Raw genomic sequence first — 25,180 nt, 5'->3', positions numbered from 1 at the left:
TGGGTCGCTCGACCGGCGTTCTGGGTCGCTCGACCGGCGTTCTGGTTTGCTCGACCGGCGTTCTGGTTCGCTCGACCGGCATTCAGGTCACCAGTTGGGCGTCACCCCGGGGAGGTGGCGCGGGAGCTTCACGTGGTGCGGGTGGATGACGTACGTGAGCCCGTCGGTGGACGTCTGCCACACCCGCTCGAAGTTCTCGCGCGTGTACACGTTGCGCACGAGGTCGTTCGTCGCCTTGTTGGGGTCGTTGATGACGGGGTCGCCGTCGGCGGTGAACCCCACGATCGTCACCAGGTGCCCGTCGGTGCCGTACCCGGCCTCGGGCATCTCGGACTCCTCGAAGTTGATCGACACGACCAGCGGGATGCCGGCCGCGACGAACTTCTCCGCCTCGGCCAGCGACCGCAGCCGCGTCACGAACGACTCCAGCCCGAACCGGTGCGCGTACGCGGTGTTGAACGGCCAGTTGCCCGAGCCCTCGTAGGTGTAGTCCCACGTGTTGATGGCCGCGTAGTCCACCTGCGGGTCGCCGGCGGGGGCCTCGATGTCGCGCAGCTCCCACGGCGGGACCTGGAACCACTTGCCGTAGGAGTACTGCACCATCGTGGTCGACGTCGGGGAGCACCACACCTGGCCGCCGCCCCCGAACTCGGGGTACTCGCCGATGTGGGTGAGCTGCGAGTAGCCCGGGACGTCGAGCTCGACGTGCCGCCCCAGCGTGAAGTCGCTGGTGCCGGTGTAGCGCGACGACGGCAGGTACTCGTTGGTCATGGTGCTCACGGACGAGAGCCGCGGGGTCGCCGACGACCCGGCGGGCCGGTACAGCCGCACACGGGTCTGGAACGCGTCGGGCTCGTGCCCGCTCTTCGCCACATAGGTGTCGGTGAACAGGAACGCGTCGTCGTCGTTCTGCCCGTCCACCGACGTGCGGTGGATGTCGCCCACCGAGCCGTCGGCGGGCGCGAACTCGTCGCCCGACGCCCACCGGCCCATGACGAACCACTTGGTCCACGCGCCGTCGGCCTTGCGCCCCCGGAACTCGATCTCGACCCACGTGCCGGTGGGCGTCGTCGCGTTCCACGACGTGACCGACTCGTCGATCGCGTAGCCGGCCTCGACGACCGGCGAGGTCCAGGTGCCGGTCTCGTAGGCGACGGGCGTGCCGTCCCCGAACGGGTCCGTGTACGCGGTCGTCGGGCCGTCGCCGCTGCGCAGCACGAGCGCCCCGCCGATCCCCGGGCGCAGGTTGTCCCACGCGCCGTCGCGCAGGTCCGCCGTGCCGTCCCAGTGGGTGGTCGTGATCTTCGCCGCGTCGGGCGGGGGGTCGGTGGACGCCGCCGACGCGGCCCCGACCGGAGCCACCACCGCGCCCGCGGCGAGTGCCGCCGTCGTCGCCCTCATCCAGCCCCTCCGCACGATTCCTGCCCTGGTGCCGTCCATCCTGGTCGCCTCCTGAGCCAGCCGGGCGCCGGGCCGCTCCCGCCACCCATGGCGACGACTTTCCCAGAGAGCGCGTCGCGTGTCACTACCTTGCACGGCCGTACGTGCGCGCCCGAGGAGGCTCAGGGCAGCGGGCGCTCGCGGTCGGTCTCCGGGCCGAGCCACGCACCGGCGCCGAGCAGCACCGCACCCAGGGCGAGCACGCCCATGACCGCCGCGTCCGCGCCGACGGCGCCCTGGAGCGCGGGGAGCCACACGGGGTACAGCGCGGGCACGACGATCGACAGCGAGTAGCCGACGCCGTACCCGCTGGCGCGCACCCCGGCCGGGAAGCGCTCCGCCAGGTACGCGCCCACCGGGCCGTAGGCGGTGACGGTGACCAGCTGCAGCGCCACCATGAGCGCGACGACGCCGCCCGCGCCGCCCGCCGCGGCCAGCGCCCACCAGGTCGCGGGCGCGGCGACGACGGCGAGGGCCGCGAACGCGACGAAGAAGCGACGCCGGCCGGTCCGCGTCGACGCGGCGCCGCACGCGTGCATCACGATGGCCGACGCTGCGGTCGCGACCATCAGCGCGAACGACAGCGCCTGGGGGTCGAGCACCCCGCCGTCGCGCACCGCGGCGGTCATGGTCGGCACCGCCATCTGCGTCAGCAGCCACAGGCCGGACATGAGCACGAGCACCTGCGCCAGCGCGCGCCGGTGCGACCCGACCAGCACGTCGCGCAGGGGGTGGCGGCGCTGCGGGGCGCCGAGCCAGGCGTCCGAGTCCGGGACGACCGTCCGGTAGTAGAGGCAGAGGCCGGCGGCCATGAGGGCGCCGACGACGAACGGCACGCGCCAGCCCCAGGCGGCGTAGGCGCCGTCGGGAAGCGCGCTGACCAGCAAGAGCACGAGCGCCGCGATGGTCGTCGACGCCCACGGGGACATCGACATCACGAGCCCGCTGAGGTGCCCGCGGCGGCGCGGGTCGCTCCACTCCATGGCGAGCGGCACGGCCGCCGTGTACTCGCCGCCGACGAAGACGCCGCCGAGGAACCGCAGCGCGACCACGAGCGCGATCGTGCCGGCGCCGAGCACGGTGTGGCCGGGGACGACGGCGATGAGCGCGGTCGTGACGGCGATGCCGGCCAGCGCGACGCGGGTCGTGGCGGTGCGCCCGACGCGGTCGGCCAGCGGCCCGAACACGGCGGCGCCGATCGGCCGGCCGAGCAGCGTGGCGGCGAACACCCAGCCGGTCGCGCCGGCGAGGTGCCCGGGGCCGAACACGTGCTCGGCGGCGGGGGTGAGCGCCGCGACCGGCAGCATGATGTCGAACTGGTCGACGTAGTTGCCGAGCGCGCCGCCGCGCACCGCGCGGCGGATCCCCGCGGGCGAGGGCCTGGTGCGCCCGGCGCTAGGGCGCACGGCGCTAGGGCGCACGGCGCGGGGGCGCGCGGGGGCAGGGGTTGCGGAGGCAGGGGTCGTCATCGTCGCTCGCTTCCTTCGCCGGCATGACCCGGACAGGTTCGACGGTCGGAGCGGCGTCGGCTCCCTCTCAGCCCCTGGCAGGGGCTCCCGTGTGGACGCCGGCCAACCTAGCGCGGCAGCGGGTGTCCCGGTGGCTCGGGCCGGTGTGACCTGGCTCGCACCCCGCGCGGGTGGCGCATCGAGTGAGGCGACCCTAAGTTTGGCGAGGCTGCCCTTACCTGAATGCCCGGGGTGGCCTGCGTCTACCCCGAGGAGTCCCGTGACGAAGTCCTCCACCCTGCTCGGAGCCGCGACGGCGGCCGACTACGCCGGCGCGCTGCACGCCGTCGTCGACGACGTCGCGGCCCGCGTCGCCGCCGCTCGCCAGCCGTTCTGCGGCGCGAGCCGCCGCGAGCTGCAGGCGCTCGTCGACGACGTCGACCTCGACGGCGCGCCGGTCGGGACGCCCGCCGCGCTGCGGGAGACCGCCGACCTGTACGCCTCGCACGCCGTCTGGTTCCACCACCCCGCGTACGCCGCCCACCTCAACTGCCCGGTGGCGCTCCCCGCCGTGGGTGCCGAGGCGATGCTCGCCGCGATCAACACCTCGGTCGACACCTACGACCAGTCGACCGTCGCGACGCTCATGGAGCAGCGGCTGATCGGCTGGACGGCGGCGCGCATCGGGTTCGCGGACGGGGACGGGGTCTTCACCTCCGGGGGCACGCAGTCCAACCTGCAGGCGCTGCACCTGGCCCGCGAGCGCGCGCTCACGGGCGCCGACGGCGCCCGGCTCCGCGGGGCGGCGCGCCGCGAGCGCCTCGGGCGCCTTCGGGTGCTGGCCACGACGTCGGGTCACTTCAGCGTGGCGCGCTCGGCGCAGCTGCTCGGCCTGGACGACGGCGCGGTGGTCGCCGTCGGGACGGATGCGGCGGGCCGCCTGGACCCGGGCGCCCTCGCGCGGGCGCTGGTCGACGTCGAGCGTGCCGGCGACGTGGTGATGGCGGTGGTCGCGACCACCGGCACCACCGACCGCGGCTGCGTGGACCCGCTGGGGCCGGTCGCGGACCTGTGCGACGCCGTCGGCGCCTGGCTGCACGTGGACGCCGCGTACGGCGGCGGGCTGCTGCTCTCCCCGCGGCGCCGCCACCTGCTCGACGGCATCGAGCGGGCCCGCAGCGTCACCGTCGACTTCCACAAGACGTTCTTCCAGCCCGTGTCGTCCAGCGCGCTGCTGGTGCGCGACGGCGCCGACCTGGCGCGGGTGGCTTGGCACGCCGACTACCTCAACCCTGCCGAGGAGTCGGGCGAGCCCAACCCCGATCTCAACCTGGTCGACAGGTCGCTGCAGACCACGCGCCGGTTCGACGCGCTCAAGCTCTGGGCCACGTTGCGCGCCGTCGGCGCCGACGGCGTCGGCGCGATGGTGGACGCCGTCTGCGACCTCGCCGCCGCCGTGCACGCCGACCTCGCGGGAGACCCCGAGCTGCGGCTGCTCGCCCCGACCGACCTGTCCACCGTGCTGTTCCGCTACCAGCCCGACGGCGTGGACGACGCCCGTGCCGACGCGCTCGTGCCGCGCGTGCGGCGCGTGCTGTTCGACTCCGGCCGCGCGCTCGTCGCCAAGACCGTGGTCGACGGCCGGCCGTGCCTCAAGCTCACCCTGCTCAACCCGGACTCGACGCTCGACGACGTCCGGGCGGTGCTCGACCTGGTGCGCTCGACCGCGCACGGGCTGCTCGCGGGGGAGGAGCTGCTCGCGCTCGACGTCCCGCCCTGCCGGGGGACCCACCCGCGGCTGCCCGCCCGCTCACCCCTGCCGGAGGCCGTCCGATGACGCGCGACACGCACACCTACGACCTGCTCGGCGTCGGCATCGGCCCGTTCAACCTGGGCCTGGCGGCGCTCGCCGACCCGCTCGACGACGTCGACGCCGTGTTCCTCGACCGGCGGGACGGGTTCTCCTGGCACCCGGGCATGATGCTCGAGGGCGCGACGATCCAGGTGCCGTTCCTCGCGGACCTGGTGACGATGGCCGACCCCACGTCGCCGTACTCGTTCCTCGCGTTCCTCAAGGCCACGGGGCGGCTGTACCCGTTCTACGTCCGCGAGTCGTTCTACCCGCTGCGCGCCGAGTACGACCAGTACTGCCGCTGGGTGGCCGACCGCGTGGCCACGCTGCGGTGGGGGCGCGAGGTGGTGCGGGTGGACCGCGACGAGTCGACGGGCGACCTGGTGGTCGCGGCTCGTCTGCCCGACGGCGACGTCGAGACCTACCGTGCGCGGCACGTCGTCCTCGGCGTGGGGACGACGCCCCGGCTCCCGGGGCCGCTCGCGGCCCTGGCGGCCGAGGCGGCGGAGATCCCCGGCGCCGGGCCGGTGGTGCACAGCGCCCAGTACCTGCCGCACCGCGACGCGCTGGCCGCGTCGGGCGCGGTGACCGTCGTCGGGTCGGGCCAGTCGGCGGCCGAGGTCTACCGTGACCTGCTCGAGGACGCCTCGCCGGCCACGCACCGGGTGGACTGGGTGACCCGCTCGCCGCGGTTCTTCCCGATGGAGTACACCAAGCTCACGCTCGAGATGACGTCTCCCGAGTACACCGACCACTACCGGTCGCTCCCCACCGAGCTGCGGGAGATCCTCGGCCGCGAGCAGCGCGGCCTGTACAAGGGCATCAGCGGCGACCTGATCGACGACATCTACGACACGCTGTACCGCAAGTCCGCCCTCGGGCGCGAGGTGCCGACCACCCTGCTGTCGGACACGGAGGTGGTCGCGGCCCGCTTCGAGCCGGACGGTGCGCCCGACGGCGGTGGCGAGTACGTGCTCACCCTGCGGCACGGGCAGCTCGGGACCACGGCGGAGCATCGCACGCGCGCCGTCGTCGCGGCCACGGGCTACGGCGCGGGCGTGCCGGGCTTCGTGGCGCCCGGGCTCGTCCACCTCGACGAGCTGGGTCGCGTGGACGTGGCCCGCGACTACACCGCCGGCGCCGGCGGGCGGCTGCACGTGGGCGGCACGGAGGCGCACACGCACGGCGTGACCGCCCCCGACCTCGGGTTCGCGGCGTGGCGCAACTCGGTGATCCTCGCGCAGGTCACCGGTCGTGAGCCCTACGCCATCGAGCGGCGCATCGCCTTCCAGACGTTCGGCCTGCCCGACGGCGAGCTCGGCGGCGAACCCGCCCTGTCGTCGGCCGCCGCGCCCGAGCGGGAGGTGGCGCGATGACGACGACCCTCACCGAGCGTGCCGCCGCCCGCGTCGCCGCCGAGGCGGTCACCCTCGAGCCCGTCGACCCGGCGCGCGACGCAGCGACGCTGCACGCGTGGCTGGCGCACCCCGCGTCCGCGTTCTGGCGGATGGGGCACCTGGGCGTCGGGGAGGTGCGCGGCTACCTCGCCGACATCGCGGACCACGCCCACCAGGACGGCTGGCTCGGCCGCGTGGACGGGCGGCCGGCGTTCTACGCCGAGACCTACGACCCCGCGCGCGTGCTGCTCGCCGGCGTGCACGACGCCGAGCCGGGCGACCTGGGCATGCACCTGCTCGTGGCGCCGCCACCGGACGACCGGGCGCGGCGCGCGCCCGGGCTCACCGACGCGGTCATGGCCGCCGTCGTGCGGTTCTGCCTGGCTCCCGCGCCCCGTGGCCGCGGGGCGGCGCGCGTCGTCGTCGAGCCCGACGTGCGCAACCGCGCGATCGCCGCCAAGAACGCCGCCGCCGGCTTCCGCGTGCTGCAGGAGGTGGATGTCGTCGAGGACGGCGGGCACGCCAAGCGGGCGGCGCTGAGCGTCTGCACGCGCGCGGACTTCGCGGCGTCGCCGCTGGGTGCGCTCGCGGGGCACGGCGCCGAACTCGCCCCGCACCTGCGGCCCGACCTGGCGGAGCACGCGCACCGGCACCTGGCCGCCAAGGCGCTCGCCGAGCTCGCGCACGAGCGGCTCTTCCGCCCCGAGCCGGACGGTGACGGGCGGTTCGTCCTCGCGCTCGACGGCGTCACCTACCGGTTCGCGGCGCGCACGTTCGCGCTGGAGCACTGGGTGGTGGACCCGGCGTCCATCACCCGCACCGCCTCCGGCCCGGGCGGTGCCGGCGTCGAGCTGCCCGTGGACGCGCTCGAGCTGGTGGCCGAGCTGCAGCCGCTGCTGCGGATCCCCGACGACCTCGTGGCGACCTACCTCGAAGAGTTGTCCGCGACGCTCGCCGCCGCGTGCGCCAAGCGGGACCGGGAGCTGAGCGGGGCGTCACCGCAGGTCCCAGGCCTGCTGGCGGCGCTCGCGCCCGCGGCGGACGACGCCGACGCGGGAGACACCGGAGACGACGACCGCCGTCGTGCCGACGCGTTCCAGGCCGCCGAGGCGGCGATGACGGAGGGCCACCCCGGCTTCCTCGCGAACAACGGCCGGATCGGGTTCTCCCTCGACGACTACCGCGCGTACGCGCCCGAGCGGGGCGGGCGGATGCGCCTGCTGTGGCTGGCCGCGCGGCGCGAGCACGCCCACCTCGCCGTCGGCGGCGGCCTGACCGAGGACGGCCTGTACGGCGCGGAGCTGAGTGCGGCCGAGCGCGTGGCGTTCGCCGACCGGCTCGCGGCGCGCGGCCTCGACCCGGGCGCCTACCTGTACCTGCCCGTGCACCCGTGGCAGTGGCAGCACCGGGTGCCGATCACGTTCGCGGCCGACGTCGCGCGCGGCGACCTCGTGCCGCTCGGCCCGAGCTCCGACGAGTACCAGCCGCAGCAGTCGATCCGCACGATGTTCAACCGGACGCGGCCGGAGCGGCACTACGTCAAGGTGGCGCTCGCGATCCAGAACATGGGCTTCCTGCGCGGGATCTCCCCGGCGTACATGCGCGCCACCCCGGCGATCAACGACTGGGTGGCGGGCGTCGTGGAGGGCGACCCGGCGCTGCGCGACGCCGGGTTCGGCGTGCTGCGAGAGCGCGCGTCGATCGGGTACACCGGCGACGTGTACCACCGCACCGCCCACCCCGGCGCGCACCGCAAGATGCTCGCCGCCCTGTGGCGCGAGTCGCCGGTGCCGCGCACCGCGCCGGGGGAGCGGTTGGCCACCATGGCGAGCCTGCTGCACCGCGACGCGTCCGGTCGGTCGCTCGCGACGGCGCTCGTGCGCGCGTCCGGCATCGCGCCCGAGGCGTGGCTGCGCGCGTACCTCGACGCCTACCTGTACCCGCTGGTGCACTGCCTGCGCGCCCACGACCTGGCGTTCATGCCGCACGGCGAGAACCTCGTCCTCGTGCTGCGCGACGGCGTCGTGCGGCGGGTGCTCATGAAGGACATCGGGGAGGAGGTCGCCGTCCTCGGGGACCGAGACCTGCCGCCCGGCGTCGAGCGGGTGCGGGGCGTCGTCGACGCCGACGAGAAGGCGCTCGCCATCTTCACGGACGTGTTCGACGGTGTGCTGCGGCACCTCGCGGGGATCCTCGCCGTCGACGGTGTGCTCGGCGAGGACCGGTTCTGGGCGGTCGTGGCGGACGTCGTCGACCGGCACGGCGCCGAGCACCCCGGCCTGGCCGGCCGGGTCGACCTGGCGGTGCCGCGGTTCGCGCACTCGTGCCTCAACCGGTTGCAGCTGCGCAACACGCTGCAGATGGTCGACCTGACGGACCAGTCCGCCTCCCTGCTGTACGCGGGGACGATGGCGAACCCGGTGGAGCGGTGAGCGCTCCCCGGTTCGCGCTCTTCCGCGACGACCTCGGCGTGCCGCACGTGCGCGCGGGCTCGGAGGCGGACCTGGCCTACGGGCAGGGGTACGTCACCGCCCTGGACCGCGGATGGCAGCTCGAGGTGGACCGCTGGTACGGCGAGGGTCGGCTGGCCGCGCGCGTCGGGGCGGCGGGCCTGGAGTGGGACCGGTTCGCCGTCCGCGTGCGGCTCGCCGACACGGTGGCACGGGTGTGGGCGGCGCTCGCCGCGCCCGAGCGGGCGTGGCTCGCCGCGTACGCGGACGGCGTGCAGGCCGGCCTCGACGTCGGCGGCCGGGACACGCCCGAGCGGGCGCAGCTGGCGGCCGCGCTCGGCGGGGCGCCGCTGCCCGGCGACGAGCCGTGGCGCCCGTGGACGTCGATCGCCACCTTCCTCGTGCACCACGTGCTGTTCAGCGGGTTCCCGCACCTGCTGTGGCGCGAGCACGTGACGCGCACGCTCGGCACCACGCTCGGCCCGGCCGCCGCCGCGTGGTGGGGCGAGCACGACGGCGGCAGCCCGTCGTCGGGGTCCGACGCGTGGGCGCTGCCCGGGTCGCGCACGGCGACCGGCCTGCCGCTGCTGGCGGGCGACCCGCACCGCCTGCTGGAGCTGCCCGGCGTGTACCAGCAGGTGCGGCTCGCCCGGCCCGGCCACGACGTGGTCGGGCTGGCCTTCCCCGGCGTGCCCGGGGTGCTGCACTTCGGCCACGCGCTCTCTGCGGACGGCGAACCGGCGGTCGAGCTCGTCGAGACCACGGCCGCGACCGCCGTCGCCTGGGGGGTCACCAACGCGATGGCGCACCACGTCGAGCTCTTCGCCGAGGGCGACGACGCACGCGCGGCCGAGGCGGCCGTCGTCGCGTCGGGCGTCGAGACGGTCCCCGTGCGCGGGGGCGAGCCTGTCGTCGTGCGCTGGGCCGAGACGCCCCGCGGCCCGCTGGTCACCGACCGGCACAGCCTCCGGTGGCCCGTGCGGGTCACGTCCGACGCCGGGGTGGCCGCCTGGCGGGCGCTCCAGCGGGCACGGACCGCGCGCGACGTCGCTGCCGCCTTCGCGAGCTGGGTCGACCCGGTGAACCGCGTGCTCGCCGCCGACTCCACCGGGGAGGTGCTCAGCCTCACGGCGGGCCGGGTGCCCGTCGTCGCGCCCGAGGACCGCGTCGTCCCTGCACCCGCCTCCCCGCGAGACAGCGAGGCACCCGCGCGGTGGCGCGGGCTGCCCGAGCCGGTGGTCGTCGTCGACCTCGCCGTGGACGCCAACGAGCACCCGGATCGTCCGGGGCTCGACCTCGGCCACGCGTACGCCCCGCACCGCGCGGCGCGCGTGCGCGCCCTGCTCGCCGACCGGCCGCCCGGCGGCGAGACGGCGGCCGGGCAGGACCGCGTGCTCGCCGACACGCGGGACGGCGGCGCGGCAGAGCTCGTCGCCTGGCTCGGCCCGGTGGGGCCGTCGGCCGAGCCTGTCGAGACCAGCCGGTCCGCGCGCCACCGCTCCCGAGCGGACCGCCTGCGGGCGTGGGCCGCCGCGGGCGCGCACATGGACGCCGACGACCTGGGCGCCGCGCTGTTCGCCCGGTGGCGGCACGCTCTCGTGCGCCGCGTCGCCGCCGACCCGGCGCTCGCCGCGCTGCACGCCCCGCACGGCCTGCCGGCGATCTTCGCGCCGTGGCTCGACGTCGTCGCGCGCGTGGGCGAGGCTCTCGCCGCCGTCCTCGCGTCGGGCGTCGTGGACGCCGGCGCCGCCGCCTGGGCGGCGCTCGCGGACCTCGACGCCGACGGCGTCGACGACGGCGCGCGGGTCGACGGGCGCGACCACATGACCTGGGGCGACCTGCACCGCCTGGTCCCGCTGCACGCGCTGGACCTCGTGCCGGGCACGACGGCGCCCGCGGTGCCGCCGGACCGCACGAGGCGGCTCGGCGGCACCGGCGACACCGTGCGCTGCACCGGCGGCGTCCCGGGCGTGACCCACGCCGCGTCGCGCGGCTCGGTGGCGCGCTGGGTGTGGGACCTCGCCGACCGCTGCCACAGCCGCTGGGGCGTGCCGTTCGGCGCCTCCGGCGACCCGCGCTCGGCGCACTTCGCCGACCAGCACCCTGCGTGGGCAGACGCCCGCACGGTGGAGATCGAGACCGACTGGGCGCGGCTGCGCCCCGTACCCCTGCCGGAGGAACGATGACAGAGCACGCGCGACTGCCGGACGGCGGACGGGGCGAGGAGGTATGGCGCATCGACGTGCCGGGGGCGGGCACCCTCACCGCGCACGTGCTCGACCCCGTCGCCGACCTCGACCTGCTGCACGCGTGGGTCAACCGCCCGCACGCGGGGTTCTGGGGGCTCGGCGGCCTGAGCCGCGAGGAGCTGCGCGCCACGTACGCGTTCGTCGACTCCCTGCCCACGCACCACGCCTTCCTGGTGCGGTGGGACGGGGAGCCGGTCGTGCTCGTGCAGCTCTACCACCCGGAGGACGACCCCGTCGCGACCGCCTACGACGTGCGGGCCGGCGACCTCGGCCTGCACTTCTTCAAGGGCGGTGACGGCCCGGCGGAGCGCTACGGCGTGCCGGCGTGGGCGGTCGTGGGACCGGCGGTGCTCGCGTTCGCGTTCGACCGGCCGGGCGCGCGACGGCTGGTGGCGGAGCCGGACGCCGGCAACCGGGCGGCCATCGCGCGCATGACGGCGTTCGGCTTCGAGCCGGCCGGCACGGTGCGCTTCACCTCGGCGCAGGGCCCGAAGGAGGCGGTGCTCGGCTTCTGCTCGCGCGAGCGCGGGGAGGCGATCCTCGCGCTCGCCCGCACCGCGCGGGCCTGAGGACGCCCGTCGGTCGGGGCTACGCCTGCGGGTCGGCCGCCCGGACGCCGGCGGGGACCGGGCCGGTGGTGGTGCCGGGCACGAGCTCGACCGGCAGCGTCGTGCAGGTGGGCTCCTCGCCCGCGAGCACGCCCAGCACGGCGCGACCCAGCGCGGCGCCCTTGGCCTGCAGCGGCTGGTGCACGCTGGTGAGCACGTCGGGGGAGAGCCACGGCATGTCGATGCCGTCGAAGCCGGCGATCGAGACGTCCTCGGGCACCCGCAGCCCCAGCTCGCGGGCCGCGATGACCGCGCCGGCGGCGAGCAGGTCGGAGTGCGCGACGATCGCCGTCGGGCGCTCGGACTCGGGCACCCACGCGCCGAGGATCTCCGTGGCGGCGTCGCGTCCGTGCTCCACCAGCGAGGCCGGCGTCTCCCACGAGATCACGGGCTCGGCGACGTCGCGCACGCCCGCGAGCCGGTGCCGGGTCGAGGCGCGGTCGGCGCGGGCGAGCCGGGCGGCGTCGACGGGGCCGGACCGCTCGTCGGCGTCGAGCGGCAGCGTGATCTCCGCGATGCGGGTGTGCCCGAGCTCGAGCAGGTGCCGCACCGCCTCGGCGGTTCCGGCCCGGTCGTCGAGCGCGACGAGCGGGGCGCCGTCCACGCGCCCGCCCTCGCCCACGACGACGGGGACGTCGCGGCGCCGGAGGGCGGCGAGGGTCGCGTCGTCGGTGAGGACGCCCCACACGAGCACGGCGACGTCCATCGCCGCGGACTCCAGCAGCGGGTCGACGGCGGGCACGGACGACGGCGCACCGTCGCCGCCCGGACCGGGACGCCCCGCTGCCCCGCGAACGCCCGGGATGAGCAGCACCCCCAGGCCCTCGCTGCCGAGCACGTCGACGAGGCCGTCGAGGACCTTGACCGCGACCGGGTCGCGGAACGCCCGGCCGGGCTGGTCGCCGATGACGACCCCGACGATCCCCGATCGCCCCGAGCGCAGCTGGCGGCCGAGCGGGTTGGGGCCGGAGTAGCCGAGATCGGCGGCGGCCGCCAGCACCTTGTCCCGGGTCTCGGCGGTGATGGGACCGGCCCCGGAGAAGGCGAGCGACGCCGTCGACACGGAGACGCCCGCGTGCTCCGCTACCCGCGCGAGGGTCGGCCGGCTGCCGGGGGTGCGGCCCATCGGGCCTCCTTCCGAGGGTCGTGGACGGCGGGGCGTCAGCCTATCGTCGGCCGGGCGCCCCCGCTCGAATCGATGCGACGAATCGATTTGACTCGCCGCGCCCCAGGCCCGACGGTCAGGGGGTGAGCGCATCCGCCCGGCCGCCGCGCCGGCCCTCCGTCACGCCCCCGCGGCACGCCGTCCGCGCCGCGTGGGCGGTCTTCGTCGTCTTCGTCGTCGCCGGGGTCGGCATGTCGACCTGGGCGTCGCGGATCCCCGCGGTGCGCGACGGGCTCGGCTTCTCCGAGTCCGAGATGGGGGTGCTGCTCCTCACGGGCGCGATCGGGTCGCTCGTCGCGCTGCCCACGTCGGGCATGATCGCGTCGCGCATCGGGGCGGGGGCGACCTGCGTGACCTTCGCCGGGCTCAGCGCCGGCGGGTTCGCGGTGGCGACCGTCGCGGTCACGGCCGACCAGCCGATGCTCGTGCGCGTCGGCCTGTTCCTCGGCGGGATGGGAGTGGGCGTGTGGGACGCCGCCATGAACCTCGAGGGCGCCGTCGTGGAGCAGCGGCTCGGCCGGTCGGTCATGCCGCGCTTCCACGCCGGGTTCTCCCTGGGGACGGTCGCCGGCGCCGGGCTGGGTGCGCTCGCCGCGCACGCCGGGCTCTCCCTGCCCGCCCACGTCATCGGCGTCATGGTCGCCGACCTGGTCGTCGTCGTCGTGTGCGTCCGGTTCTTCGAGCCGACGCCGCACGGCGTGGGTGCGGACGGCGTGATGCCGGGCTCCGCGTCGTCCGCCGACACCGCGGCCGACCCCTCGACCGCCGTCGACGCCGGGCACTCCCTGCGCGACACCCTGGCGACGTGGCGCGAGTCGCGCACCCTCCTCGTGGGGCTCGTGGTCCTGGCCGCGGCCCTCACCGAGGGCGCGGCCAACGACTGGGTGAGCCTCGCCGTCGTCGACGGGTTCGGCACGGGCAACGCGGCGGGCGCCGTCGGCCTGGCGGTCTTCCTGTGCGCGATGACCCTGACGCGGCTCGCCGGGACGGCGCTCATCGACCGGCTCGGCCGGGTCACCGTGCTGCGGCTGTCGGGCGTCGCCGCGCTCGTGGGCGTCGTGGTCTTCGCGCTCGTGCCCGTCCTGTGGGTCGCGATGGTCGGTGTCGCGATCTGGGGCGCCGGCGCGGCGCTGGGCTTCCCGCTCGGCATGTCCGCGGCGTCCGACGACCCGCGGCGCGCGGCCCTGCGGGTCTCCGTGGTCTCGACGGTCGGCTACTCGGCGTTCTTCGTCGGCCCGGCGCTCATCGGCTTCCTCGCCGAGCACGTCGGCTACCGGGACGCGCTGCTCGTGCTGGCGCTGCCCGTCGTGGCCGGGCTGTTCGTCGCCGGGGCCGCCCGGCCGCTGGCCCCGGCGGGCGGCGCCGGCCCGGCGCGTACGCTGGACGGGTGAGCCTGCCTGCACCCAGCACCCCCTCCGCGCCCCTCGCGGCCACCGGTGCCGACACCGCCGCACCTGCCCTCGCCGAGCTCACGACCCTGCGCGTCGGCGGCCCTGTGGGCGCGTACGTCGAGACCACGACCGAGCGCGAGCTGATCGACGCCGTCCGGACGGCCGACGACGAGGGCGTGCCCCTGCTGGTGATCGGCGGCGGGTCCAACCTGCTGGTCGCGGACGAGGGCTTCGACGGCCTCGTCGTGCGCGACGTGCGCCAGGGCCTGGACGCCGACCTCGAGGACTCCTGCGGCACCGACGGCGCGTGCGGCGGCGCGAGCCTGCGGCTGCCCGCCGGCCAGGACTGGGACGCGTTCGTCGCCGAGGCGGTGGCGAACGAGTGGGTCGGCGTGGAGGCGCTGTCGGGCATCCCGGGCACCGTCGGCGCGGCCCCGGTGCAGAACATCGGGGCCTACGGCCAGGAGGTGTCCGGCGTCGTCGCGTCGGTGCGCACCTGGGACCGGCACACCGGCGCCCTCAAGACGTTCCCCCTCAGCGGGCTCGGGTTCGGGTACCGCACCTCGCTGCTCAAGCGCAGCATGCGCTCGGGCGGGGGCGAGGGGTCGCCCTGGTACCCCACGCCGCGGTACGTCGTGCTCGAGGTCAACCTGCAGATGCGGCTCGGCAGCCTGTCCGCGCCCGTCGGGTACGGCGAGCTGGCGCGGCGCCTCGGCGTCGGGGTCGGCGAGCGGGCGCCGTCGGCGGCGGTGCGCGAGGCCGTGCTCGAGCTGCGCGGCGGCAAGGGCATGCTGCTGGACGGCGTCGGCGGTTCTGGCGGTTCCGGCGGCCCGTCCGGTCACGCGCCCGACCACGACCGCTGGTCGGCGGGGTCGTTCTTCACCAACCCCGTGCTCCCGGTGGAGCAGGCCGGCGACCTGCCGCCCGAGGCCCCGCGCTTCCCGGTGCGGTCCGCGACTCCGGAGACGACCACCGGTCCGAGCCTCGGCGTCGTCGACCCCACGGTGGTCAAGACCAGCGCGGCCTGGCTCATCGAGCACGCCGGCTTCACCAAGGGCTTCGGTCTCGCGGGGGAGCACAGCCCCGCCCGCCTCTCGACCCGGCACACGCTGGCCCTGACCAACCGCGGCGGGGCGACGGCGGCCGACCTCGTGGCGCTGGCCCGCACCGTGCGCGACGGCGTGCGCGACGTCTTCGGCGTCGAGCTGGAGCCCGAGCCGGTCCTGGTCGGCACCGCCCTGTAGCCGCTGTGAGCATGAATCTGGCCCACTTTCGCGCACGAAAGTGGGCCAGATTCATGCTCACAGCACAGGCGGGGTCAGCGGACGATGACCGTGGTCCCGTTCGGGAGGCCCCAGGAGTCCCACAGCCAGCTGATCGCCGAGTTCGACAGGCGCACGCAGCCGTGCGACGCCGGGTACGGCGGGATGGACGGCGACCCGTGCACGGCGATCCCGCCGTTGAAGTACTTGGGGCGGTACATGTCGCCGAGCTCGAGCGTCGACGTGTGCATCCCGTCGATCCCCTTGTAGATCGAGAACGTGCCCTTCGTCGTGCGGGCGGGGTACGTCACGCCCTTCGCCTCGTACGGCACCTCGTTGCCGGACGACGCGTTGAACGTCCGCTGCACGACGCCGTCCTGCACGGCCAGCAGCAGCTGCCGGCCGATGTCGATCTCCACGACCTTGCCCGACGACGAGACCGCGCTCGGCCGCACGCCGTCGTCCAGCGCGGCCTGCGTCTTCGGGCCGACGACGCCGTCGCGGTACTGGCCGGCCGCCTTCTGCAGCGCCCACACGGCCTGCTGCGTGGCCGGCCCGAAGCTGCCGTCGGCGTCCTGCAGGAAGTAGCCCAGGTCCTGCAGCCGCTCCTGCAGCGCGACGACCCGGTCGCCCGTGTCGCCGTACTCGAGCATCCGGTCGCGGGCTTCGGCCGCTTCCTGGGCGGCCTTCTCTGCGGCCGCCTGCTCGGCCGCCTCCTGCTCGGCTGCCTCCTGCTCGGCTGCCTCCTGCTCGGCCGCCTCCTGCTCGGCTGCCTCCTGCTCGGCCTTCTCCTCGGCAGCCTTCTCCTCGGCGGCCTTCTTCGCGGCCGCCTTCTTGTCCGCGGCCTTCTTCTCGGCTGCCTCGCGCGCGGCGTCGTCCTCCGGCGAGGTCGTGGCGCTCTCGCCGCCGGTGGCGCCCGGGCTCGCCGTCGTCGGCTCCGTGGAGGGGGAGCCGACGGTGTCCGACGGCGTGGCGCTGGCCTCGACCGACGGCGCGGCGCCGGGCTCGGGCTCGGTGCCGTCGCCGGTCGGCGCGCAGCCGGCCACGAGCAGCGTCAGGACCGCCGCCAGGGCGGCGGGAACGCCGAGGCGCGGCGCCGTGCGGCGTCGCCTCGAGCCGGGAACCGTGCGCATGTCGCCCCTTCCACGCCGGCAGGCCGCGGCACCCGGTGCCGCGGGACTCCTACCGTGCCGTGCGTCGGGCCGTCGCGCGACCGCGCCGCACGAGGGCCCGCGGATCGTCATCGTGTCGTGACCTCTCACCTGCCCTGACGTGCGGGGCGGGCGGACCGTTGGGGCCGGCGGACGTCCGGATGCCGGGACGACGACGCGCCGTCCACCGCCGGGGGTGGACGGCGCGCGGCGCGACCTGCGGCGGCGTGGTCGTCAGCGCCGGTCCTCGCGCAGCACCGCAAGGCGGTGCCGGTACTCGGCCTCGTCGATCTCCCCGCGTGCGTACCGCTCGCCGAGGGCGTCGATGCCGCCCGCGCCCCCGCGGGCCCACGGCGGGCCGTACCGGCGTGCGCGCCGGGCGATGAGGAACACGACCGTGGCGAACAGCAGGAACCACAGGATCGGGAAGACGATCCACCAGCCCGGCCCGCCCCCGGCCCCGTAGGGGTGGACGGCGGCGGCGGCCGGCGCGGCGAGCGCCGCGGCGGTGGTGACGGTGGTGACCATGAGCGGTCTCCTTCCGACGGTGGCCCGCCCGCTGCGGGCCGTCTGGTTCCACCGTCCCGCGGCGGCGATCCGGCGTCGTCCCCCCGGCGTACCGACCTGGGTCGTCCCGCGGTACCGCCCCGTCCGACCGCGTTCTGCCGAACACGGGGTTGCGGTCGGAAAGCGGAGGGAAAGCGATCCGAACCCCGTGCTCGGCGGGGGTGGACCGGTCAGGGGGACCAGCCGGGGCGCACCACGCCGCCCTCGTAGGCGGCCACGACGAGCTGCGCTCGGTCCCGCGCGCCCAGCTTGGCCATCACGCGCGAGACGTGCGTCTTCACGGTCGACTCCGACAGGTACAGCGCGCCCGCGATCTCCTCGTTGGACAGCCCGCCGGCGACCTCGACGAGCACCTCGCGCTCGCGGGCGGTGAGCTCGTCGAGTCCGCGCGGAGGCGGCACGTCGCGGGTCGCCGCGGCCACCCGCGCGAGCAGCCGCCGCGTGACGCCCGGGGAGAGCAGCGCGTCGCCGGCGGCGGCCACGCGCACGGCCCGCACCAGGTCCGCGGGCTCCGTGTCCTTGACCAGGAACCCGGACGCGCCGCCGCGGATCGCCTCCGCGACGTACCCGTCCAGCTCGAAGGTCGTGACCACGACGACGTGCACCCGGCCTGCGCGCGGGTCGGCGACGATCCTGCGCGTGGCCTCGAGGCCGTCGAGGCCCGGCATGCGCACGTCCATGAGCACGACGTCGGGCAGCCGCTCGAGCGCGAGGCGCACCGCGTCGTCGCCGGTCGCGGCCTCGGCCACGACGGTCAGGTCGTCCTCGGCGTCGAGCAGCGCGCGGAAGCCGCCGCGCACGAGCGCCTGGTCGTCGGCCAGCAGCACCCGGATCGTCATTCGCCCTCCCGTCCCGGTGAGGTGTCGGGCTCACGGTCGCCCGGGGTGTGCCGTGGGTCTGGCACCTCGCGACCGGACGCTGTGTCGTCGGACGCCGGGCCGCCCGCAGCGTGCCCCGGGCCCGACGGCCCGGGTGCCGGGGGAGCGGCGAGCGGGATCGTCGCGTCGACGACGAACCCGCCCTCCGGCGTGCCGCCGACGTCTGCGGCCTGATGGCCCGTGCGCAGGGTGCCGCCCGCCCCCTCGACCCGCTCGCGCATGCCGCGCAGCCCGTACCCGGGCCTGCCCGCGGCGAGCGGTCCGAGCGGGCCGCCGTCGTCGGCCACCGAGACGCGCAGCCGCCCGCCCTCGCGGCCGACGTGCACCAGGACCGACCCGGCGCGCGGGGCGTGCCGGCCCACGTTCGTCAGGGACTCCTGCACCACCCGGAACACGACGCCCGCCACGTGCGCGGGCACCGGCCCGCCCGGGTCGACGTCGAAGTGCACGTCCGTGCCGCGGGCGCGCAGCGGCTCGGCGAGCCGGGGGAGGGCGGCGAGATCCCAGGTGGGCCCGCGGGACGCGGCGGCCGCACCGACCGCGGCCGCTCCGGTAGCGGCCGCGCCGGCGGCGGGCGTCCCGTCGACGGTGTCGCCGTCCGGCGTCTCGCCGCGGACGACCCCGAGCACTGCGCGCACCTCGTCCAGCGCGTCGCGGCTCGTCTCCTTGATCGACGCGAGCGCCGACCGTGCCTGCTCGGGGTCGCGGTCGAGCAGGTGCAGGCCGACGCCGGCCTGCACGTTGATCGCGGACAGGGAGTGGGCGAGCACGTCGTGCAGCTCGCGGGCGATGTGCAGCCGCTCGGTCGCCACGGCGGTGCGCTCGCGCTCCTCGCGCGCCGCGCGCCACGCCGCCGCCCGGGCGATGCGCTCGCGGATGCCCGTCGCGATCAGCAGGGCGACCGCCGTCCAGGCGGCCCCGCCGACCAGGCCCGCCAACCGCGGGTCGTCCTCGCGCAGCGTCGCCGCGGTCAGCACGGCGCCCCACATCAGCGCGGCGCCGGACCACGCGAGCACCCTCGACGTCCGCGCGGGGCCCGTGAGCAGCACCGTGACGAGCACGCCGACCGACCCGCCGAGCGCCGGCCCCCACGCGTACCCGAGCGCGAGGTAGGCGCCGATCGCGCCGACGGCGAGCAGCACGGCGAGCGCGGGCGGGCGGGGCCGCAGGATCACGAGCGCCGGGCCGACCAGGGCGAGTGCCAGCCCGAGCAGGTCCAGGTCGCGCGCGCCGGGCTGCCAGTGCGACGCCCCGACGGTCCCGACCAGGACGACGACGGCCAGCGCCACGCCCAGGAACAGGCGGGGGCGCCACCGGTCGAGCGGGCCGCGGTCCATGTCACGCACGGTACGTCCCACGCGTCCCGGGCGCGTCCGCCCACGGTGCCGTCAACCGTCGTCCCACGGTGCCGTCCGTCGTCGCCCCGAGGTCGAGGCGAGCGCCCGAGCTCGACGTCCCCGACCTCGAACCCGCGCCCGGCACCTCGAGCTCGGCGCCGGGTCGCGCGCGCCGCGCGACGCGGATGAGAGGGTTCTCATCGGCGTCTCACCCCTCGCTCGCGCGACCGGCGTGGGATGCGTGCCATGACCGCCACGCTCCTCGCGCCCGCCGACCACCGCGCCTGGCTCGACCTGCTCGCCGGCGGTGGCGCGGCGGACGTGCTCGCGGCGGCGCTCGCAGCCGACGGCGCCGAGCTCGACGCGTGGACGATCGACGGCGTGCACGCCCGCCCCGGCGCGGAGGTGACCGTCGGGTACGACGTCGTCGCCCGCCGCGGCTCCGGACCGGCGGCGCGGACCGCGCGCGAGCACCTGTTCGCCACCAGCGCCGCGGCAGGGGCGCTCGGCCCCGTCGTCTGGGCGGGCGGGGCCGAGCGCGGCGTCGTCCGGCTCGACAGCAGCGACCGGTCGCTGCACGTGTGGCGCCACCCGCACGACCCGGCGCTCCCCGGTCTCGCTGCGGGCAGCACCCCGGCGCGGGTCGCCGACCGGCTGCGCTCGGCCGGCGTCGACGCCGAGGTCGTCGCCCTCGAGACCGTCACGTACCGCCCCCTGCGCCGCGCGGTGCTGCGCGCCCGGACAGACGGCGCCGCCGGACCCCGCACGGTGTACGTCAAGGTGGTGCGGCCGTCGCGGGTGCGCGACCTGGTGCGCCGGCACGACCTCTTCTTCCGCGAGCCCGACGGGCGTGCGCGTCGCGCGGGCCGCGGCGGCCCCGACGCCTCGCAGGGCGGTGCCGGGCGGGCCCTGGCGGCGCCGCGGGTGCTGTCCTGGACCGCGGACGGGGTCGTGCTGCTCTCGGAGGTCCCGGGCGAGTCGGTCGCCGCCCGGGTGGCCGCGACCCCGGCGCTCGGGCAGCAGGACGCCGTCGACCCGGCGGAGATCCTGCGCGCCGCGGCCGGCCTGCCCGCCGCGGGCGTGGTGCTGGCGCGACGGCCCGCCTGGGCGGACCGGCTGGACCGCTACGCCTCGGCGCTGCCGGTGGTGCACGACGTCGACCCGGGTCGCGTGGCGCGTCTCGCGCGGCGGATCGGTGCCGTGGCGGCCGGCCGCGACCCGGGGCCCGTCGTCACGACGCACGGCGACCTGCACGCCGCGAACCTGCTGCTCGCCCCGGACGCGGCCTCGAGGTGGCCGCGGGTCGGCGCGGTGCTCGACGTCGACACCCTCGGCCCCGGCCACCGGGTGGACGACCTGGCGTGCGCGGTGGCGCACCTCGCCGTGCTGCCGACCCTCGCGCCGGGGACGTACGCCGGAGTCGGCGGCCTGCTCGACGCCTGGCTCGAGGCGTTCGACGCCGCCGTCGACCCGGCGCTGCTGCGGTCGCGCGCCGCGGCGGTGGTCGTCTCGCTCGCCGTGGGGGCCGCCGACGCCGGCCTCGCGACGGCGTGGCTCGCCGTCGCCGAGGACCTCGTCGACGGGGCCGCGAGTTCCTGAGAGCCCTCTCACGCCCGGCTCCTGGAGGTCTCACCGGCCGCGACCAGGCTGAGGGCATCAGGACACGCAAGAGACGCACGAACCACAGCACGCACCACAGCACGCACGGCACGGACCACACGGAGGAGTCAGGATCATGAAGGCACGTAGCGCATGGATCGTCAGCGGGGCGCTCGGAGCGGTCGGCCTCGGCGCGACCGTCGCCACCGCGCAGGGGATGTTCGACGCGCCCGAGGACGACGTCGTCTCGTCGGCCGTCCAGGTCGGGGACGCCGCGACGTCGGCCGGCGAGCCGGGCGGCGGGGCCGGCGCGACGCCGTCGCCCGCCGACGTGCAGAACGGCTCGTCGATCACGACCGTGACGGCCGGGTCGGCGGCCAGCCCGGCGACCGCCCCGACGTCGCACACGCCGACCTCGCCGGCGAGCCCGGTGACCGCGCAGACGCCGGTCACGCCCGCGTCACCCACCACGGCCCAGACGGCCCAGACCGCGCAGTCGGCGGCGTCGGCGGACTGACGACGCGGCACGCTCAACCGGACGCCGGTCGAGCCTGGAGAGACCAGCCACAAGGTCTCGGCAGGCTCGGCCGGCGTCGTGGTGTCGGCAGGCTCAGGCCAGCCGGTACCCCATGCCGCGCACGGTGACGAACCGCTCGGCGCCCAGCTTGTTGCGCAGGTAGCGCACGTACACGTCGACGACGTTGGAGCCGGGGTCGAAGTCGTAGCCCCACACCCGTGACAGCAGCTGCTCGCGGCTGAGCACCTGCCCGGGGTTGCGCAGGAACGCCTCGGCGAGGGCGAACTCGCGCGCCGACAGGTCGACCTCGGCGTCTCCGGCGCGCGCCCGCCGCGTGCGCAGGTCGAGGCTGAGGTCGCCGTGGCTGAGCACGGTGACCTCACCGGCGGGCTCGGCACGCAGGCGCAGCCGGATGCGCGCGAGCAGCTCCTCGAAGCGGAACGGCTTGGGCATGTAGTCGTCCGCGCCGCCCTCCAGCCCGGCCACCGTGTCCGACACGGACGTGCGGGCCGTGAGGATGATGACGGGCAGCGTCACCCTCGCCTCCCGCAGCCGGCGCAGCACGGTGAAGCCGTCCTGGTCGGGCAGGCCGAGGTCGAGCACCATGAGGTCGAAGTCGCCGGTGCTCGCGAGGTCGAAGGCCTCGCGGGCGGTGGCGACGGTCGTGCTGGCGTAGCCCGCCGACCGCAGTCCCTTGGCGACGAACGATGCGATGCGGGTCTCGTCCTCGGCGACGAGGATCTGGCTCACGGGGCGGTCCTTCCTTCCGTGTGGGGGGTGCCCTGCGCGGGCTGGTCGTGGTGCGCGGGCGGCAGCGGTACCGGGCGGTTCGCGGGCGGCAGGTCGGGCGTGGGGGCGGTGAGCGGGCTCGCCGCGGTGCGCGCCGGCGGCGGCACGGGGCCGTACGGCGTGCCGCCGCCGCGCCGGCCGCCCGCCGGCCCGAAGCGGTCCACGCCGTCGGCGTCGGCGTCGGGCACCGGGCGCACCGGGATCACGACGCTGAGCGTCGACCCGCGCCCGGGCACCGAGTCGACCGTGACCTCGCCGCCGTGCCCGTCGGCGATCGCGGACACGATGGCCAGGCCGAGGCCGGAGCCCTCGCGGCGCTGCCCGTCCTGCTCGCCGCGGGCGAACCGCTCGAAGATGCGCTCCACCTCCTCGGGCGCGATGCCGATGCCCTCGTCGCGCACCCACAGCCGCACCCGGGAGCCGTCGTGGTTGGTGCGCGAGCCGATGGCGATCACGCTGCCCGGCGCGGAGAACTTCACGGCGTTCGCGGCGAGCTGCAGCCAGGCCTGCGTGAGCCGCTGGGCGTCCGCGAGGGTGCGCGCGTCCGTGCGCGAGTCCACGAGCCACGTGCGGTCGCCCAGGGGGCGCGCCTTGTCGAGCACGTCGTCGGTGAGCCGCCCCAGCTCCACCGGGGCGGGTCGCACGAAGTCGGGCTGCCCGACGGTCGCGAGGGTCACCAGGTCGTCGACCAGGCGGTGCATCCGGTCCAGCTCGTCGAGAGCGAGATGTCGGGTCTCGGCGGTGTCGGCCGGGTCGGCCGGGTCCATGAGCTCGAGGTGCCCGCGCACGATCGTCAGGGGGGTGCGCAGCTCGTGGCCCACGTCGTCGAGCAGCCTGTGCTGCGCGTCGAACGAGCCCTCGAGCCGGTCGAGCATCGCGTTGAACGCCCGGGAGAGATGGGTGAGGTCGTCGTTGCCGCTCTCGGGGATCCGGGCGGACAGGTCGGTCTCGCCGATGGTCTGCGCGGTGCGCGCCAGCACGCGGATGGGCCGCAGCAGCCTGCCGGCGAGCAGCCAGCCCACCACCCCCGTCACGACCAGCGCGGCGAGCGCCACGTAGGCGTAGCTGCGGAAGACCGCCTGGGTCTCGGCGTGCTCGGCGACGCGGTCGTAGGCGAGGACGAGGGCCGCCGGCTCGGACGCCGCGGTGGCGCCGGACGCCTCGCCGAGCGCCGCGACCGGGGCGACGAGCGCCCGGTAGTCGGTGGTGGCCGTGGAGATCGTGCGCAGCATCGCGTGGTCCGCGCCGAGCAGCGGGGTGACGGCCTCGACGAACGCCGCGTCGTCCTCGAGGTGCACCTCCACGGCCTGCTGGGACACGAGCGGGCTCTTCCCGGTGCGCAGCCCGATGACGCCCTCGTGGCTGGCGGGCACGTCGAGCTGGATCGCGGCGACGACGACCTCCTCCGCGGAGGAGAACGGGTCGCCGGTCACCGGGTCGACGCCCGAGGCGGCGAGGGTCTCCAGCTCGCTGAGGCTCTCCAGCAGGTCGTCGTCGATGCGCTCGTCGACCTGCCGGTACGTCAGCCAGTACGCGGTCGCACCCGAGAACCCCAGCGCCAGCGCGGTCAGCGCGAGCAGGGTCGCCAGGATGCGGGTGCGGACGGTCAGCCCTCCGGCGGGGCCCGGTGCGCGCACGGTCAGTCGTCCCCGTCGTCGTCGCCGTCGTCGTCCGCGTCGTCGTCATCGTCGTCGTCATCCGTCGGAGGGACGGGCGCGACGCCGCCGTCGTCGGCCTTCGTCGGTCGCGGGTCCGGCTCCTCGGACCTCGGCTTCTCGGACTTCGGCTTCTGGGGCTTCGGGGTCGCCTCGTCGGACGGCGTCGGCGACTCCGGCGACGGGGTGGGCGACGGCGAGGGCGAGACGACGACCACGCCGCCGACGTCGCGGTCCTCGGGCTGCGACGCGGTCGTCGCCGTCACGATCCCGCCGACGGCGACGACGAGGACGATCCCGAGCACCCAGGGGAGCACCCGGCGCATCGTCCGCCCGCCCGACCGATCAACCATGGTCCGATCATCCCGTGGGCGGATGAGATGGAGATGAGAGGTCCGGGTCACCGGCCGCGAGCCAGTCGTCGACCCCGGCGAGCAGCCGGGCCCGCGTGCCCGACGACGCCCGGCTCGCGCGGATCGACGCGCGCGCGAGGTCGGCGAGCCCGGCGTCGGTGAAACCGTGCTCGCGCCGCGCGGACTCGTACTGGTCGACGAGCCGGGAGCCGAACAGCAGCGGGTCGTCCGCGCCGAGGGCGACGTGCGCGCCCGCGTCCACCAGGGTGCGCAGCGGCACCGCGGCAACGTCCGCGTACACGCCGAGGCCGACGTTCGACGCGGGGCAGACCTCCAGCGCCACGCCGGCGTCGACCAGCTCCGCGAGCAGGGCCGGGTCCTCGCCGGCCCGCACGCCGTGCCCGAGCCGGTCCGGGGCGAGGGCGTCCACGACCTCCCGCACGTGCGCGGGCCCGAGCAGCTCGCCGCCGTGCGGCACCGACGCCAGCCCGGCGCGCCGGGCGATGCCGAACGCCGCGGCGAACTCGCCCGTGTCCCCGCGCCGCTCGTCGTTGCTGAGACCGAAGCCCACCACCTCGCCGGGGCCGTCGCCCGCGTACCGGGCGGCGAGCCGGGCGAGGACGCGGGCGTCCAGCGGGTGCCGGGTCCGCGACGCGGCCACCACCACCGCCACCTCGACGCCGTGCGCGGCGCTCGCGGACCTCGCGGCGTCCAGCACGATCTCGACGGCCGGTGTGATGCCGCCGACGAACGGGGCGTACGACGTCGGGTCCACCTGGATCTCGAGCCGGCCGGAGCCTTCCGCCGCGTCGTCGGCCGCCGCCTCGTCGACCAGGCGGCGCATGTCCGCCTCCGAGCGCACGCAGGCCCGGGCCGCGTCGTACAGCCGCTGGAACCGGAACCAGCCGCGCTCGTCCGCGGGCACCCGCAGCGGGTCGTCGTCCAGGAGCGCGGCCGGTACGCGGACGCCGTGCTCCTGGGAGAGGTCGCGCAGCGTCGCGACCCGCATCGAGCCCGTGAAGTGCAGGTGCAGGTGGGCCTTGGGGAGCTTCGCCAGGTCGCGCACCCGTGC

The 25,180-nt window shown here is 76.4% G+C and carries 20 protein-coding genes and 1 riboswitch; of the genes, 9 read left to right on the top strand and 11 right to left on the bottom strand.

Annotated features, from left to right (window positions below; genetic code table 11):
* Window positions 1-87 precede the first annotated feature (87 nt).
* Both ABD254_RS04950 and ABD254_RS04945 read right to left on the bottom strand, forming a co-directional pair.
* Window positions 88-1,401, bottom strand: a complete 1,314-nt coding sequence (locus tag ABD254_RS04950) for a C39 family peptidase (RefSeq protein WP_344246225.1) — start codon at window positions 1,399-1,401, stop codon at window positions 88-90.
* Window positions 1,402-1,562: 161 nt separating this feature from the next.
* Window positions 1,563-2,909 carry an MFS transporter gene (locus ABD254_RS04945; protein ID WP_344246223.1) on the bottom strand — a complete coding sequence of 449 codons (1,347 nt, stop codon included), beginning with the start codon at window positions 2,907-2,909 and terminating at the stop codon, window positions 1,563-1,565.
* Window positions 2,903-3,010, bottom strand: a riboswitch (TPP riboswitch). (Overlaps the previous gene by 7 nt.)
* A gap of 158 nt (window positions 3,011-3,168) precedes the next feature.
* On the opposite strand from ABD254_RS04945, the gene ABD254_RS04940 reads away from it, so the two are divergent.
* From ABD254_RS04940 to ABD254_RS04920, 5 genes are read left to right on the top strand one after another with little or no spacing between them, the layout of a single operon-like run.
* Window positions 3,169-4,725, top strand: a complete 1,557-nt coding sequence (locus ABD254_RS04940) for a pyridoxal phosphate-dependent decarboxylase family protein (RefSeq protein WP_344246221.1) — start codon at window positions 3,169-3,171, stop codon at window positions 4,723-4,725.
* A complete protein-coding gene (locus ABD254_RS04935) occupies window positions 4,722-6,116 on the top strand; it encodes a lysine N(6)-hydroxylase/L-ornithine N(5)-oxygenase family protein (protein WP_344246219.1) in 1,395 nt (464 codons plus the stop codon). Before ABD254_RS04940 ends, ABD254_RS04935 begins: the two co-directional genes overlap by 4 nt.
* Window positions 6,113-8,569, top strand: a complete 2,457-nt coding sequence (locus ABD254_RS04930) for a GNAT family N-acetyltransferase (RefSeq protein WP_344246217.1) — start codon at window positions 6,113-6,115, stop codon at window positions 8,567-8,569. The genes ABD254_RS04935 and ABD254_RS04930 overlap by 4 nt, the downstream gene beginning before the upstream one ends.
* Window positions 8,566-10,773: a penicillin acylase family protein gene (locus tag ABD254_RS04925; RefSeq protein WP_344246215.1), complete on the top strand. Its 2,208-nt coding sequence runs from the start codon at window positions 8,566-8,568 to the stop codon at window positions 10,771-10,773. Before ABD254_RS04930 ends, ABD254_RS04925 begins: the two co-directional genes overlap by 4 nt.
* On the top strand, window positions 10,770-11,405 hold the full coding sequence (locus tag ABD254_RS04920) for a GNAT family N-acetyltransferase (protein ID WP_344246213.1): 636 nt from the start codon (window positions 10,770-10,772) through the stop codon (window positions 11,403-11,405). Before ABD254_RS04925 ends, ABD254_RS04920 begins: the two co-directional genes overlap by 4 nt.
* Window positions 11,406-11,424: 19 nt before the next feature.
* Here ABD254_RS04920 and ABD254_RS04915 read toward each other — a convergent pair whose 3' ends face one another.
* Window positions 11,425-12,570, bottom strand: a complete 1,146-nt coding sequence (locus ABD254_RS04915) for a LacI family DNA-binding transcriptional regulator (protein ID WP_344246211.1) — start codon at window positions 12,568-12,570, stop codon at window positions 11,425-11,427.
* Between the two features lie 122 nt (window positions 12,571-12,692).
* Here ABD254_RS04915 and ABD254_RS04910 point away from each other — a divergent pair, with 122 nt between their 5' ends.
* Window positions 12,693-14,000: an MFS transporter gene (locus ABD254_RS04910; protein WP_344246209.1), complete on the top strand. Its 1,308-nt coding sequence runs from the start codon at window positions 12,693-12,695 to the stop codon at window positions 13,998-14,000.
* Window positions 13,997-15,244, top strand: a complete 1,248-nt coding sequence (locus ABD254_RS04905) for a UDP-N-acetylmuramate dehydrogenase (RefSeq protein ID WP_425553645.1) — start codon at window positions 13,997-13,999, stop codon at window positions 15,242-15,244. Before ABD254_RS04910 ends, ABD254_RS04905 begins: the two co-directional genes overlap by 4 nt.
* A 74-nt stretch (window positions 15,245-15,318) precedes the next feature.
* On the opposite strand, the gene ABD254_RS04900 is transcribed toward ABD254_RS04905, so the two are convergent.
* From ABD254_RS04900 to ABD254_RS04885, 4 genes are all read right to left on the bottom strand, one after another.
* Window positions 15,319-16,395 carry a L,D-transpeptidase family protein gene (locus tag ABD254_RS04900; protein ID WP_344246207.1) on the bottom strand — a complete coding sequence of 359 codons (1,077 nt, stop codon included), beginning with the start codon at window positions 16,393-16,395 and terminating at the stop codon, window positions 15,319-15,321.
* Between the two features lie 252 nt (window positions 16,396-16,647).
* Window positions 16,648-16,941: an SHOCT domain-containing protein gene (locus ABD254_RS04895; protein WP_344246205.1), complete on the bottom strand. Its 294-nt coding sequence runs from the start codon at window positions 16,939-16,941 to the stop codon at window positions 16,648-16,650.
* Window positions 16,942-17,150: 209 nt separating this feature from the next.
* Complete coding sequence (locus ABD254_RS04890; RefSeq protein WP_344246203.1) at window positions 17,151-17,819, bottom strand: response regulator; 669 nt, start codon at window positions 17,817-17,819, stop codon at window positions 17,151-17,153.
* Window positions 17,816-19,195, bottom strand: coding sequence for a sensor histidine kinase (locus tag ABD254_RS04885; RefSeq protein WP_344246201.1), 1,380 nt, complete (start codon window positions 19,193-19,195; stop codon window positions 17,816-17,818). Before ABD254_RS04885 ends, ABD254_RS04890 begins: the two co-directional genes overlap by 4 nt.
* Window positions 19,196-19,441: 246 nt before the next feature.
* Between ABD254_RS04885 and ABD254_RS04880 the strand changes: the two genes are divergently transcribed.
* Together ABD254_RS04880 and ABD254_RS04875 are read left to right on the top strand one after the other, a co-directional pair.
* Complete coding sequence (locus ABD254_RS04880; RefSeq protein WP_344246199.1) at window positions 19,442-20,794, top strand: hypothetical protein; 1,353 nt, start codon at window positions 19,442-19,444, stop codon at window positions 20,792-20,794.
* A gap of 136 nt (window positions 20,795-20,930) precedes the next feature.
* Window positions 20,931-21,311: a hypothetical protein gene (locus ABD254_RS04875; protein WP_344246197.1), complete on the top strand. Its 381-nt coding sequence runs from the start codon at window positions 20,931-20,933 to the stop codon at window positions 21,309-21,311.
* A 93-nt stretch (window positions 21,312-21,404) separates the two neighbouring features.
* On the opposite strand, the gene ABD254_RS04870 is transcribed toward ABD254_RS04875, so the two are convergent.
* The 4 genes from ABD254_RS04870 to ABD254_RS04855 are packed head-to-tail and all read right to left on the bottom strand — an operon-like array spanning window position 21,405 to window position 25,174.
* On the bottom strand, window positions 21,405-22,061 hold the full coding sequence (locus ABD254_RS04870) for a response regulator transcription factor (RefSeq protein ID WP_344246195.1): 657 nt from the start codon (window positions 22,059-22,061) through the stop codon (window positions 21,405-21,407).
* Window positions 22,058-23,737 carry a sensor histidine kinase gene (locus ABD254_RS04865; protein WP_344246193.1) on the bottom strand — a complete coding sequence of 560 codons (1,680 nt, stop codon included), beginning with the start codon at window positions 23,735-23,737 and terminating at the stop codon, window positions 22,058-22,060. The genes ABD254_RS04870 and ABD254_RS04865 overlap by 4 nt, the downstream gene beginning before the upstream one ends.
* A 2-nt stretch (window positions 23,738-23,739) precedes the next feature.
* Window positions 23,740-24,108: a hypothetical protein gene (locus ABD254_RS04860; protein ID WP_344246191.1), complete on the bottom strand. Its 369-nt coding sequence runs from the start codon at window positions 24,106-24,108 to the stop codon at window positions 23,740-23,742.
* Window positions 24,109-24,115: 7 nt separating this feature from the next.
* Window positions 24,116-25,174, bottom strand: a complete 1,059-nt coding sequence (locus tag ABD254_RS04855; protein WP_344246189.1) for an adenosine deaminase — start codon at window positions 25,172-25,174, stop codon at window positions 24,116-24,118.
* Window positions 25,175-25,180 lie beyond the last annotated feature (6 nt).

The sequence above is a fragment of the Isoptericola hypogeus genome (genome assembly GCF_039531145.1).
GTDB classification, from domain to species: Bacteria; Actinomycetota; Actinomycetes; order Actinomycetales; family Cellulomonadaceae; genus Isoptericola; species Isoptericola hypogeus.
This window is presented reverse-complemented; position numbering and strand designations above follow the sequence as displayed.